The organism is Microbacterium keratanolyticum (assembly GCF_016907255.1).
In the GTDB taxonomy this organism is placed as follows: domain Bacteria; phylum Actinomycetota; class Actinomycetes; order Actinomycetales; family Microbacteriaceae; genus Microbacterium; species Microbacterium keratanolyticum.
Map to the genome: position 1 here is coordinate 577,052 of NZ_JAFBBQ010000001.1, position 12,708 is coordinate 589,759.

A 12,708-nucleotide genomic window follows, 5' to 3' on the forward strand; every position below is an offset into this window, starting at 1 on the left:
CCTCTTACTTGCTGAGGTAGGACGTGACGGTGATCTTGCCGCCGATGATGTCCTGCTTGATCTGCTCGACCTTCTCCATGAGCGCGGGGTCGACCTTGCCCTCGAAGTTGTGCAGCGGCGCGATGCCGACGCCCTCGTTCTCGAGCGTTCCGACGTACGGCTCGCCCGAGAAGGTGCCGTCAGCGCTGGAGAGCACGGCTTCCTTGACCGAGACGTCCATGGCCTTCAGGACCGAGGTGAGCACGACGTCCTGCGTGGTCGGGTCGGTGTTGAAGAGGTCAGCGTCGACGCCGACGAGCGCAACCTCTGCACCCGACTCCGTGATCGCCTGCAGCGCCGACTGGTAGATCGGACCGCCGACGGGCATGATCACGTCGACACCCTGGTCGAGGATGTTCTTGGCGACCGTCTTGGCCTCCTGGTTGGCCTCGAAGCCACCGGTGAACGAGCCGGTCGTGCCGTCCCAGCCGATGACCTGAACCGAAGCGCTGTTCTCCTTGTTGTAGAAGTCAACGCCCTGCTTGAAGCCGTCCATGAAGATCGTCACGGTCGGGAACTCCATGCCGCCGTAGGTGCCGACCTTGCCGGACTTGGAGTAGCCCGCCGACAGGTAGCCCGCCATGAAGGCAGCCTCAGCCGTGTTGTAGAGCAGCGGCTTAACGTTCTCGGCGTCCTGCTTGCCGTCGAAGTCGTTGTCGGCTGCGTCGTCAACGAGGATGAAGTTCGTGTCGGGGTTTGCGTTCGCAGCGTCGACGGTCGCCTGCGACAGCGCGAAGCCCACGGAGACGATGGCGTTGCAGCCCTCGGAGACCATGTTGTCGATGTTCGGGCCGTACTCGGTCTCGGCGTTCGACTCCGCCTTCTTGACCTCGACGCCGAGCTCATCAGCGGCGGCGACGACGCCCTCGTAGGAGAGCTGGTTGAACGACTTGTCGTCGAAACCGCCCGCGTCGGAGACGATGCACGGAAGGAAGCTCGAGGCCTCGCCGCCGTCGGAGCCGGCGCCGCCTTCGGTGGGTGCCTGGCCACAGCCGGTCAGAGCGAGGATGACGCCGGCGGCGAGCGTAATGCCGGCCAGCTTCTTGGTGGTAGAGATGGTCACTCTTGCCTCCCCTAAGAATCGCCCGCGGCCATCGCGGGTCGATCTAAGTTACTCACTGTTTCGCTCCGCGTGCATATCGGAGAAAGACCCGCTAGCGAAAGGTTACAAACCTGCAATGATCAGGGCGGTTTCCCAATGTCGGATGCCTCCTAGAGCACGTCTCCGCGGCCGGTGAGCTTGAGCGACTCCACGACGCCCTTGACGCGCTGCGCGTGCTCGGTCGTCGTGACCAGCAGCGCATCCGGAGTGTCGACGACGACGATGTCCTTCACGCCGACGAGACTGATCACCCGCTCGGTCTGACTCACCAGGATTCCGCTCGCGGCATCCGACAGCACGCGGGCCTTGGGCCCCAGCACCGCAAGATCGTTCTTGCGACCGTTGGAGATGAGCTTGGTGAGCGAGGCGAAGTCGCCCACGTCGTCCCAGTCGAAATGACCGGGCACGACCGCGAGGCGCCCACGCTCGGCGGCGGGCTCCGCGACGGCGTAGTCGATAGCGATCTTAGGAAGCCGCGGCCAGATGCGGTCGACGGCAGGTCCGCGCAGCTCGCGATCATCCCAGGCCTCGGCGAGCTCCAGGAGGCCTTCGTGCAGGACCGGCTGATGCAGGGCCAGCTCTTCGAGCAGCACGCTCGCCTTCGCGATGAACATGCCGGCGTTCCACAGGTAGGAGCGGTCGGCGATGTAGCTGCGCGCCGTCTCGAGGTCAGGCTTTTCCACGAAGCGCTCGACGAGCGCGGCCTCACGAGCGCCGTCGATGACGAGCTCCGTGCCCTGTTTGATGTACCCGAATCCGACGGCGGGCTCGGTCGGCGAGATCCCGATGGTGCAGATGTATCCCTGACGTGCGACCTCGACGGCGTCGCGCACGGCGAACTCGAAGACGCGCGTGCCGCGGATCACATGGTCGGCGCTGAACGAGCCGATGATCACGTCAGGGTCGCGACGATGCAGGATCGCCGCCGCCAGCCCGATCGCCGCCGCCGACTCGCGGGGCTCGGACTCGAGGATCACGTTGCGATCGTGGATGCCAGGCAGCTGCTCCTCCACGGCGGCGCGGTGCGCCCGCCCGGTGACGACGGCGATGCTGTCGGCCCCGGTCAGCGGAACGAGGCGATCCCAGGTGTCGCGCAGCAGCGACTGACCCGATCCGGTGAGGTCATGCAGGAACTTCGGCGCGTCGGCGCGAGACAGCGGCCACAGGCGACTGCCGATGCCCCCCGCGGGGATGACGCCGTAGAAGTTCGGGATGGGCTGGCTCATGCTCCCCAGGCTAGTGCGAGCCTCTTGCTAACAATATGAACGCAAGCCGAGCTAAGGTCGCCCTTCGTCGCTCCCAGCGTTTGAACAGGAATAGGATGGGTGAGATCGGATGCGCCCTCGCGCGCTCTCCAGACCTCGCAACGATCAGGGAGGATGACCGTGTCCGCAAGCACTCGCTTGACACCGTCGATTTCGGAAACCACATCCAAGACGCCTCGCGGAACCCTCTATCGGGGTCGAGAAGGCATGTGGTCATGGGTGCTTCACCGCATCACGGGAGTCGCGATCTTCTTCTTCCTCCTGGTGCACGTGCTCGACACCGCGCTGATTCGCGTCAGCCCGGAGGCGTACAACGCCGTGCTCAGCACCTACCAGACGCCGCTCATGGGGCTTGGTGAGGTCGTCCTCGTCGGAGGCATCGCCTTCCACGCCTTCAACGGCCTGCGCATCATCCTCGTCGACTTCTGGTCCAAGGGCGCGCAGTTGCAGCGTCAGCTGTTCTGGATCGTCCTCGGGTTGTGGGCGGTGACGATGATCGGGTTCACCGCGCGTCACCTTCCGAACGTCTTCGCCAGCACGGGAGGGTCCCACTGATGTCCGCAACGACCACTGTCGCCCCCGCTCGTCGCAGCCGTGGCTTCAACCTGGAGAAGTGGGGCTGGATCTTCATGCGCGCCTCGGGCGTGCTGCTGATCGTCCTGATCTTCGGCCACCTCTTCGTCAACCTCATGGTCGGCGAAGGCATCCACGCCCTGAACTTCGCGTTCGTCGCGGGCAAGTTCGCCTCGCCGTTCTGGCAGTGGTGGGATGTCCTGATGCTCTGGCTCGCCCTCATCCACGGCACCAACGGCATGCGCACGATCGTCAACGACTACGTGAACAACGACAAGGTGCGCACGGTGCTCAACTGGGCGCTCGGCCTCTCGGCTGCGCTCCTCATCGTTCTCGGCACCCTCGTGGTGTTCACGTTCGACCCGTGCGCGGGCGTCTTCGAAGACGGCGCGATGTGGGAAACCTGCCAGGCACTGGGCAAGTAGACAAAGAAGGCATACGAGAGTGACTACGCAGACTCAGGATTCCGTCGTTCGTGACGGCGTGCACTACCACCAGTTCGACATCGTCATCGTGGGCGCCGGCGGCGCCGGCATGCGTGCGGCGATCGAAGCCGGCCCCGGCGCGAAGACAGCCGTGATCTCCAAGCTGTACCCGACCCGCTCGCACACCGGTGCGGCGCAGGGCGGTATGGCTGCGGCCCTCGCGAACGTCGAGGAAGACAGCTGGGAGTGGCACACCTTCGACACCGTCAAGGGCGGCGACTACCTCGTCGACCAGGACGCTGCCGAGATCCTCGCGAAAGAGGCGATCGACGCGGTCATCGACCTCGAGAACATGGGTCTGCCGTTCAACCGCACGCCCGAGGGCAAGATCGACCAGCGCCGCTTCGGCGGCCACACGGCCGAGCATGGCAAGACGCCGGTGCGTCGCGCCTGCTACGCTGCCGACCGCACGGGTCACATGATTCTGCAGACGCTGTTCCAGAACTGCGTCAAGCTGGGCATCAACTTCTTCAACGAGTTCTACGTGCTCGACCTGCTGACCGCGAAGGATGACTCGGGCAAGACCGTCATCTCGGGCGTCGTGGCCTACGACCTGTCCACGGGCGAGCTGCACGTCTTCCAGGCCAAGGCCGTGATCTTCGCGACCGGCGGCTTCGGCAAGATCTTCAAGACGACCTCGAACGCACACACCCTCACGGGTGACGGCGTCGGCATCATCTGGCGCAAGGGTCTTCCCCTGGAAGACCTCGAGTTCTTCCAGTTCCACCCGACAGGCCTCGCCGGCCTCGGCATTCTCCTCACCGAAGGTGCGCGAGGAGAGGGAGCGATCCTGCGCAACGCCTCGGGTGAGCGGTTCATGGAGCGCTACGCCCCCACGATCAAGGACCTCGCCCCGCGTGACATCGTCGCGCGCTGCATGGTGCAGGAGGTCGCCGAGGGTCGCGGAGCGGGCCCGCACAAGGACTACGTGCTGCTGGACTGCACGCACCTGGGCGCGGAGGTGCTCGAGACCAAGCTCCCCGACATCACCGAGTTCGCGCGCACGTACCTGGGCGTCGACCCGGTCGTCGAGCCCGTTCCCGTCATGCCGACCGCGCACTACGCCATGGGCGGCATCCCGACCAACAACGACGGTGAGGTCCTCGCAGACAACACGACCGTCGTCCCCGGACTGTACGCCGCCGGCGAGTGTGCCTGCGTCTCGGTGCACGGCGCCAACCGCCTCGGCACCAACTCGCTGCTCGACATCAACGTCTTCGGCAAGCGCGCCGGCCGCAACGCGGTCGAGTACGTCAAGACCGCCGAGTTCGTGCCGCTGCCCGAGAACCCGGTCGGCTTCGTTCAGGACATGATCGAGGGCCTGCGCAACAACCAGGGCACCGAGCGCATCGCGGTTCTGCGCAAGACGCTGCAGGACGAGATGGACAAGGGCGCACAGGTGTTCCGCACCGAGGAGTCGCTGACGCACGTCCTCGGCGTCATCGCCGAACTGCGCGAGCGCTACAAGAACGTGCACGTCGACGACAAGGGCAAGCGCTTCAACACCGACCTGCTCGAGGCCGTCGAGCTGGGCTTCCTGCTCGACATCGCCGAGGTCGTCGTCTACGCGGCCCGCAACCGCCGGGAGAGCCGCGGCGGTCACATGCGCGACGACTTCCCGAAGCGCGACGACGAGACCTACATGAAGCACACGATGGCGTATCTCACCGGAGACGCGCACTCGGCTGACGCATCCGACCACATCACGCTCGACTGGAAGCCGGTCGTCGTGACCAACTACCAGCCGATGGAGAGGAAGTACTGAGCATGTCGAACGGCGTTATGGAGGCCGTTGAGGCCGACACCACGAACGACAGCGGAGTTCAGTCGTTCCTGGTGACGTTCAACATCCGTCGCTTCGACCCTGAGGTCGACGCGGAGCCGCGCTGGGTGGACTACGACGTCGAGCTCTATGCGACCGACCGCGTGCTCGATGCTCTGCACAAGATCAAGTGGGAGGTCGACGGTTCGCTGAGCTTCCGCCGCTCCTGCGCGCACGGCATCTGCGGCTCGGATGCGATGCGCATCAACGGCCGCAACCGCCTGGCCTGCAAGACGCTGATCAAGGACCTCGACATCTCGAAGCCGATCTATGTCGAGGCCATCAAGGGTCTGCCGCTCGAGAAGGACCTCATCGTCGACATGGAGCCGTTCTTCGCCTCCTACCGCGAGGTCCAGCCGTTCCTGGTCGCCAGCTCCACCCCTGAGAAGGGCAAGGAGCGCGTGCAGTCGATCACCGACCGCGCGATCTTCGACGACACCACCAAGTGCATCCTGTGTGCCGCGTGCACCTCGTCGTGCCCCGTGTTCTGGACGGACGGACAGTACTTCGGCCCGGCCGCGATCGTCAACGCGCACCGCTTCATCTTCGACTCGCGCGACGACAACGCCGACGTGCGCCTCGACATCCTCAACGACAAAGAGGGCGTGTGGCGCTGCCGCACGACCTTCAACTGCTCGGAGGCGTGCCCCCGTGGCATCGAGGTGACCAAGGCGATCGCCGAGGTCAAGCAGGCCATCCTGCGTGGCGGCCGCTGAGTCGTCCGCTCTGCAGTGAGCCCGCGTCCTTCTGGACGCGGGCTCACTGCTTTTCACGGATCGCGCATGCGTCTCGCGGATGCTGCGGACCTCACCGCCCGCACGGATGGGCGCACGCGGGCTAGGGTGGTGGCGTGTCCGCGTCTCCCCCACCCGTCGACGACGCCCCGCAGCGTTCGCTGAGTGCAGCTGTCGCGCGCGCCAGCGAACTGACCGAGCGCACTCTTGCCGCGTTCCCCGTACGCGTCTGGCGGCATTTCCTGCAGAACAACGGCTTCCTGCTGGCCGCCGGGGTGAGCTACCAGGCGCTGTTCGCGATCTTCGCGGCGATCTACCTGGTCTTCGCGATCGTGGGGCTGTGGCTCGGCGGAAACTCCGATGCGGTCGACGCGCTCATCGCGGTGGTCAACGGTTACATTCCCGGGCTCATCGCCGAGGAGAGCGGCATCGCCACCCCAGAACAAGTGAAGGCGATCGCGGAGAGCACGACGGGCGTGCTGAGCGTCACGGGCGCCATCGCACTGGGCGCGGTGGTCTGGACGGCCATCGGCTGGGTCACGTTCTCGCGTCGTGCGGTCCGAGATATCTTCGGGCTGCCTCCGGATCGCCGCAGCTACATCCTGCTCAAGGCGCGGGACCTGCTGGCGGCTCTGATCTTCGGCATCGCGCTCCTCGCCGGATCCATGCTCAGCTCGACCAGCGCCGCACTGATGTCATGGGCCCTGGAGATGCTCGGATGGGACGGCGGATCGAGCGGGGTCAATCTCAGCATCCGCATCGGATCGGTCGTCGTGTCCTTCGCGCTGCTCACCGGTGCGCTGGCCGCTCTCGTCCGTTTCCTCACCGGCACGACGCTGACCGCCCGGATCATCTGGCCGGGTGCCCTTCTGGGTGGCGCAGCGATGACCGTACTGCAGTTCGGCGCGGGCTTCCTGCTCAGCTACACCCCGTCCAACCCCCTGCTGGCGACGTTCGCGATCTTCGTGGGACTTCTGCTCTGGTTCCGCGTGAACGGGGTGGTGATGCTCGTCGCCGCAGCGTGGATCGCCGTCGCGGCAGCAGACCGAGATCAGCCCCTGCAGCAGTTGACCGAAGCAGAACGCCGGGCGGCCGAGCATCGCGCCCTCGTCGTCGCCGCCCGGGTGCGGCTACGTGAGGCCCGCGCTGCTCGTGAGGACGCGACCTGGTGGGAACGCTGGCCGAGGGAGCGCGCCGTGCGCGCCGCGGAGGCGGAACTCGACGCTCTGGAACGCATCGCGGTCGAGGACGCTCCCCCGACACCGTCGCTGTTCCGGCCACGTGCGGCCGCGCTGCCGCCGGCGGATCTCGATGTCGGAGGCACTCGTTAGGCTGGGGTGATGCCTCACCTTCGCGTCGCCACGGTCAATGTCAACGGCATCCGCGCCTCTGTGCGCAACGGAATGCACACCTGGCTCGATGCCGCCGACGTCGACGTTCTGACGCTGCAGGAAGTGCGGGGCCAGGACGAGCACCTCGCCGAAGCCTTCCCCGGGTGGTCGATCGTGCACGATCCGGCCACCGCGAAGGGCCGTGCCGGTGTCGCCATCGTCAGCCGGGTTCCGGCACTCGCCACGCGCACGGCGTTCGGCGATGACGACTTCGACTCTGCGGGACGCTGGCTTGAAGGCGACTTCCTGCTGGGCGATGTTCCGCTCACGGTCGTCAGCGCCTACGTGCACTCGGGGGAAGCGGAGACGCCGAAGCAGGACGAGAAGTGGAAGTTCCTCGAAGCCATGGGCCCGCGCCTGAGCGCCCTCGCGATGGACGATGCTCTCGCCGTCGTCACGGGCGACCTCAACGTCGGGCACCGTGAGCTCGACATCAAGAACTGGCGCGGCAATCGCAAGAAGGCCGGCTTCCTTCCGCGCGAGCGCGGATACTTCGACCGCTTCCTCGGCGCGCACGGGCAAGAGATCAGTGCAGTCGACGGCACCGCGGGCACCGGACTCGGGTGGGTCGATGTCGGGCGTCACGTCCACGGCGAGGTCGAGGGACCGTATACCTGGTGGTCCAACCGCGGCCAGGCCTTCGACAACGACACCGGTTGGCGCATCGACTACCACCTCGCCTCCCCCGCGCTCGCTCCGCGCATCGGCGCGTACCACGTGGCCCGCGCCGCGACGTACGCCGAACGCTGGAGCGACCACGCTCCCGTCGTCGTCGACTACACGTACTGACTCATCCACACCGGATGCTGCGCGAACGCGGCAGCATCCGCCTCCGCTTTAGGATTGACCCGTGACCGCACCTCGCCTTTACTCCGGAATGCAGCCCTCCGCCGACTCCCTCCAGGCCGGCAACTACATCGGGGCGCTCCTGCAGTGGCGCGAGCTGCAGAGCTCCTACGACGCGTTCTTCTCTGTCGTCGATCTGCATGCCATCACCGTGGCGCAGAACCCCGCCGAGCTGCGTGAGAAGACGCGCCGCACGGCCGCGCAGTACATCGCTGCAGGCATCGAGCCTTCGCAGTCGACGCTGTACGTGCAGTCGCATGTCCGCGCTCATGCCGAGCTCGCCTGGATCCTCAGCACGATCACGGGGTTCGGCGAAGCCGGGCGCATGACCCAGTTCAAAGACAAGTCCGCTCGTCACGGCGCGGATGCCACCTCGGTCGGGCTCTTCACGTACCCGGTGCTCATGGCAGCAGACATTCTGCTGTACCAGACCGATGTCGTGCCCGTCGGCGATGACCAGAAGCAGCACGTCGAGCTGACGCGCGATCTGGCAGAGCGGTTCAACAGCCGCTTCGGCACCGCCTTCGTGGTCCCGAAGCCCGTGATCCAGCAGGAATCCGCGCGCATCTACGACCTCCAGAACCCCACGTCGAAGATGTCCAAGTCCGCCGAGACCGACGCCGGCGTGCTGTGGCTGCTCGATGACCCGGCGAAGTCGGCGAAGAAGATCATGCGCGCGGTGACCGACAACGAGGGCAGCGTCCGCTTCGACCGCGAGAACAAGCCCGGCGTCTCCAATCTGCTCACGATCTACTCGGCGCTGACGAAGCGACCGGTCGCTGAGATCGAAGACGAGTACGCGGGTCGCGGCTACGGCGACTTCAAGAAGGGGCTCGCAGAGGTCGTGGTCGAGGAGTTCGGCCCGGTGCGCGCACGCGTGCTGGAACTGCTCGATGACCCGGCCGAACTCGATCGGATCCTCGCCGCCAACGCCGCGCGGGCCGATGAGGTCGCCGATGCGACACTCGACGATGTCTACGACAAGGTCGGCCTGCTGCGCCGCCAGCGCTGACCAGCGTCCGAACAGAAGAGGGGGTTCCGCCGATCCGGCGGAACCCCCTCTTCGTTCGATGCCTCAGGCGTCCGGGGCTCAGGCGTCCGGCAGGATCATCCGGATGTCCGCCATCGTCCGGTCGTAGTCCGCGGCCATGGCCCGCAGTACCTGCTGCTCGTCGGTCGTGTCGACGACGGCCGGAGCATCGGCCCACTCATCCATGAGCACCGCAGCCACCGCGCCCGAGACGACGACGTGCATGATCGCCTCACGAGCCAGCGAGAGGTGCGGCATCTTGCGCAGCTCAGGGTGCGCGGCGAGCCAGCGTCCCGCGAGTTCCATCTCCTGGTGACGCAGACGCGTGAAGGTGGCCTCCCAGTGCACCGCCGTATGGGGCTGCTCCTGGATGAGGCGACGACGACCGGCCATGACGACCGGATCGACCTCGTCGTCACCGACGGAGACGAGGGCAACCTGGTGGATGGCTCGCCCCAGGTTGTGCGGGTCCGCTTCGAGAATTGCCCAGGCCCGTGCATCGTCGATGATCTCGAGCGGGTGCCCGAAGATAGCCGCATCGAGGGTCGTCATGTAGTTGAAGAATGTGCTGCGCGAGACATCCGCCTCTTCACAGACCTCTGCGACCGTGACGTTCTCGTAGCCGAGCTCACAGGCAAGACGGACCGCGGCTCGTTCGATCGCCATCTGCGTCTGACGGCGCTTGCGTTCGCGTCGTCCGCGAGGAGCAGGTGCGACATGTTCGCTAGAATGGGACATGCTCCAATTATGGACGCGATCCAGCAATATGTCACACCCCGGTGATAACCCCTACCCCGCAAAGGAGCGCCATGTCTGAAGTGACCACCTCGACAACCCCCGCATCCGCCCCCGCTCGCGAAGACGACGGCTACTTCGGACCGGATTCGGTCTCGTGGAAGATCTTCTCCGATCCTGCCACGAAGCTCGGCGGCCTGGCCGCGCTCCTGCTGCAGTCACTCAACCCCAACATGATGCGGTTGTTCGACCAGGCGACAGAGTCCTACGCCGACCCGAAGGGGCGCGAAGAGCGCACTGGCCGCTTCCTCGAGACGACGATCTTCGGCGACAAGGCACACGCGGATGCTGCGGCGCAGTCCGTGCGCCGCATGCACGCGCACGCCGTGTGGACCGACCCGCAGACCGGCCAGACGCTGCACGCCGATGAGCCGGCATGGCTCAACTGGACGCACAACACCCTCGTGTTCGGCCTGCTCCGGGCCGCGGAAGAGTTCGGACTCCCACTGACCCGCGAAGAGCAGGACGCGTTCGTCAAGGAGCAGCACATCGCCGCGGCGATGGTGGGCTGCGACCCCGAGAGCCTGCCGAGCACGCGCGACGAGCTCTACGCCTACATCGACGAGCAGCGGCACTGGATGGCGCTCTGCCTGCCCGCCGCGGAAGCCACACGCACGCTGCGCAAGCCGCCGCTCAGCGGCAATCCGATCGCGGCGTGGACGGCGATCATCGTCGCCGACGGCGTGCTCTACCTTCTGCCGGAATGGGCGCGCCTGCTCATCGGCATCGAAGGTCGTCCGATGAATCTGCGTCGCGCATCGCGCACGACGAAGCGCCTCATGGGCCTGGCGCGCCGCAACCGTCCGTACGAGAAGATCGTCATCGAGATCACGGACCGCATCGACACGCACCCCTATCGCAAGGTGCGCGCGAAGAAGGCCTGAGGCAGGTGACCATCCCGGCAGCGCATAGGCTGTCGGGATGGAAATCACCGTTCTCACCACGGATCGCCTGACACTTCGTCCGCCAACAGCGGCCGACGTCGATGCGATCACCACCGCCTGCCAGGACCCCGAGATTCCTCGCTGGACGACAGTGCCGAGCCCGTACTCGCGTACCGACGCCGAGGCGTTCGTCCGTATCGTCGACGCCTCGTGGGCAGATGGCTCGGAGGCGATCTGGTCGATCTTCCACGATGGCGTGCTCGTCGGCACGGTCGGGCTCCACAACATCGCCTCCCACCCCGCAGGCGGACAGGCTGAACTCGGCTACTGGATGACCGCCGAATCACGTGGTCAGGGCTTCCTGGTGGAAGCAGCGCGGGCTGTGCTCGACTGGGCATTCGCAGAGTTGGACCTTGCCCGTGTGCACTGGCAGGCCGTCGAGGGGAACATCCCCTCTGCTCGTGCCGCACGCGCGCTCGGCTTCCATTTCGAGGGAACGCGACGGCAGGCGCTGACGAGTCACCGCGGCCGCGATGACGGGTGGACTGCCTCTCTCCTGCCGACGGACGATCGCACGCCTGTCTCGTGGCCGGTGCTCGAAGGCTGATCGTCGATCCGCTCGGGCGAATGTCAGACGCGGATGCCAGGATGTGCGCATGCCGGAGATGCCAGAAGTTCAAGGCCTGACCGACTTTCTCAGCGAGCGCACGACAGGCCTGTCGATCGCGCGAGTGACGGTGACGGCGATCGCCGCACTCAAGACGTACGATCCCCCGATCAGCGCCGCCGAAGGGTGTGTGGTGACGGGTGCGCAGCGGCGAGGCAAGTTCGTGGTGCTCAGTCTGCGGGCGGAAGAGGGGATGCTGCATCTCGTCTTCCACCTGGCGAAGGCGGGGTGGCTGCGCTGGTACGACGAACTGCCCACGACGCCGCTCAAACCGGGCCGCTCCCCCATCGCGCTGCGCGTGCGGTTCGACGACGGCAGCGGATTCGACCTCACCGAGGCGGGCACCAAGAAGTCGCTTGCGGTGTACCTCGTACGTGATCCCGCTGAGGTGCCAGGCATCGCGAGGCTCGGCCCCGAGCCGCTGGACGCGACCTTCACGCGAGACACCCTGGCAGGTCTCCTGTCCGGACGTCGCACCCAGATCAAGGGCCTGCTGCGTGATCAGTCGATCATCGCCGGCATCGGCAACGCCTACTCCGACGAGATCCTGCACGCCGCGCGCATGTCGCCGTACGCGCCGGCGTCGGGGCTCGACGACGAGGCGATCGACCGGCTCTTCACCGCGATCGTCGGCACGCTGAACGAGGCGATCGCCGAGGCATCCGGCAAGCCACCCGCCGATCTGAAAGACGCCAAGCGGCGAGGAATGCATGTACACGGGCGACGGGGCGAGAGCTGCCTCGTCTGCGGCGACACCGTACGCAGCGTGTTCTTCGCCGATCGCTCCCTCGAGTACTGCGCGACCTGCCAGACCGGCGGTAAGCCTCTCGCCGACCGTCGCCTCTCCCGACTTCTGAAATGACGCCATGTGGCGGGAATGAATCCCTCTCGGGCGCGTTGACTAAGCTAGGTGCAATACAACGTGCTCCGGGGTCGGTGTGAATCCGAACCGGCGGTGACAGTCCGCGAACCGAGTCATGGCGCAGCCACGACGAAGTTGATCCGGTGAAATTCCGGAACCGACGGTGATGCGAGAGCAATCTCGCTAGTCCGGATGGGAGGCAGCACGGGCGCA

13 protein-coding genes and 1 riboswitch are annotated in these 12,708 nt (G+C 66.1%); of the genes, 10 read left to right on the forward strand and 3 right to left on the reverse strand.

What is annotated here, in order from left to right:
- Positions 1-4: 4 nt before the first annotated feature.
- Positions 5-1,102 (reverse strand): BMP family lipoprotein, encoded by a 1,098-nt coding sequence (locus JOD62_RS02815; RefSeq protein WP_204937805.1) that lies wholly within the window; start codon positions 1,100-1,102, stop codon positions 5-7.
- Positions 1,103-1,251: 149 nt separating this feature from the next.
- Positions 1,252-2,367, reverse strand: a complete 1,116-nt coding sequence (locus JOD62_RS02820) for a mannose-1-phosphate guanylyltransferase (RefSeq protein WP_204937806.1) — start codon at positions 2,365-2,367, stop codon at positions 1,252-1,254.
- A gap of 153 nt (positions 2,368-2,520) precedes the next feature.
- Between JOD62_RS02820 and sdhC the strand changes: the two genes are divergently transcribed.
- From sdhC to trpS, 7 genes are all read left to right on the forward strand, one after another.
- The gene (gene sdhC, locus JOD62_RS02825; RefSeq protein ID WP_204937807.1) at positions 2,521-2,961 is read left to right on the forward strand and encodes a succinate dehydrogenase, cytochrome b556 subunit; all 441 of its coding nucleotides are present in this window, start codon (positions 2,521-2,523) and stop codon (positions 2,959-2,961) included.
- Entirely contained in the window at positions 2,961-3,404 is a 444-nt protein-coding gene (gene sdhD, locus JOD62_RS02830; RefSeq protein ID WP_204937808.1) for a succinate dehydrogenase, hydrophobic membrane anchor protein, read from the forward strand. Before sdhC ends, sdhD begins: the two co-directional genes overlap by 1 nt.
- A 19-nt stretch (positions 3,405-3,423) precedes the next feature.
- A complete protein-coding gene (gene sdhA / locus JOD62_RS02835; RefSeq protein WP_204937809.1) occupies positions 3,424-5,229 on the forward strand; it encodes a succinate dehydrogenase flavoprotein subunit in 1,806 nt (601 codons plus the stop codon).
- A 2-nt stretch (positions 5,230-5,231) separates the two neighbouring features.
- Positions 5,232-6,002: a succinate dehydrogenase iron-sulfur subunit gene (locus JOD62_RS02840; RefSeq protein ID WP_204937810.1), complete on the forward strand. Its 771-nt coding sequence runs from the start codon at positions 5,232-5,234 to the stop codon at positions 6,000-6,002.
- Between the two features lie 134 nt (positions 6,003-6,136).
- On the forward strand, positions 6,137-7,351 hold the full coding sequence (locus JOD62_RS02845; protein ID WP_204937811.1) for a YihY/virulence factor BrkB family protein: 1,215 nt from the start codon (positions 6,137-6,139) through the stop codon (positions 7,349-7,351).
- A gap of 9 nt (positions 7,352-7,360) precedes the next feature.
- Positions 7,361-8,200 carry an exodeoxyribonuclease III gene (locus JOD62_RS02850; RefSeq protein ID WP_204937812.1) on the forward strand — a complete coding sequence of 280 codons (840 nt, stop codon included), beginning with the start codon at positions 7,361-7,363 and terminating at the stop codon, positions 8,198-8,200.
- A gap of 61 nt (positions 8,201-8,261) precedes the next feature.
- Positions 8,262-9,269 carry a tryptophan--tRNA ligase gene (gene trpS, locus JOD62_RS02855; protein WP_204937813.1) on the forward strand — a complete coding sequence of 336 codons (1,008 nt, stop codon included), beginning with the start codon at positions 8,262-8,264 and terminating at the stop codon, positions 9,267-9,269.
- Between the two features lie 78 nt (positions 9,270-9,347).
- Here the strand turns inward: trpS and JOD62_RS02860 are convergent, their stop codons facing one another.
- The gene (locus JOD62_RS02860) at positions 9,348-10,025 is read right to left on the reverse strand and encodes a TetR/AcrR family transcriptional regulator (RefSeq protein WP_204937814.1); all 678 of its coding nucleotides are present in this window, start codon (positions 10,023-10,025) and stop codon (positions 9,348-9,350) included.
- 71 nt (positions 10,026-10,096) lie between these two features.
- Here JOD62_RS02860 and JOD62_RS02865 point away from each other — a divergent pair, with 71 nt between their 5' ends.
- From JOD62_RS02865 to JOD62_RS02875, 3 genes are read left to right on the forward strand one after another with little or no spacing between them, the layout of a single operon-like run.
- On the forward strand, positions 10,097-10,966 hold the full coding sequence (locus JOD62_RS02865) for an oxygenase MpaB family protein (protein WP_204937815.1): 870 nt from the start codon (positions 10,097-10,099) through the stop codon (positions 10,964-10,966).
- Positions 10,967-11,003: 37 nt separating this feature from the next.
- A complete protein-coding gene (locus JOD62_RS02870; protein WP_204937816.1) occupies positions 11,004-11,573 on the forward strand; it encodes a GNAT family N-acetyltransferase in 570 nt (189 codons plus the stop codon).
- Positions 11,574-11,622: 49 nt separating this feature from the next.
- Entirely contained in the window at positions 11,623-12,495 is an 873-nt protein-coding gene (locus JOD62_RS02875) for an Fpg/Nei family DNA glycosylase (protein WP_204937817.1), read from the forward strand.
- A 57-nt stretch (positions 12,496-12,552) separates the two neighbouring features.
- Positions 12,553-12,704, forward strand: a riboswitch (FMN riboswitch).
- Positions 12,705-12,708 lie beyond the last annotated feature (4 nt).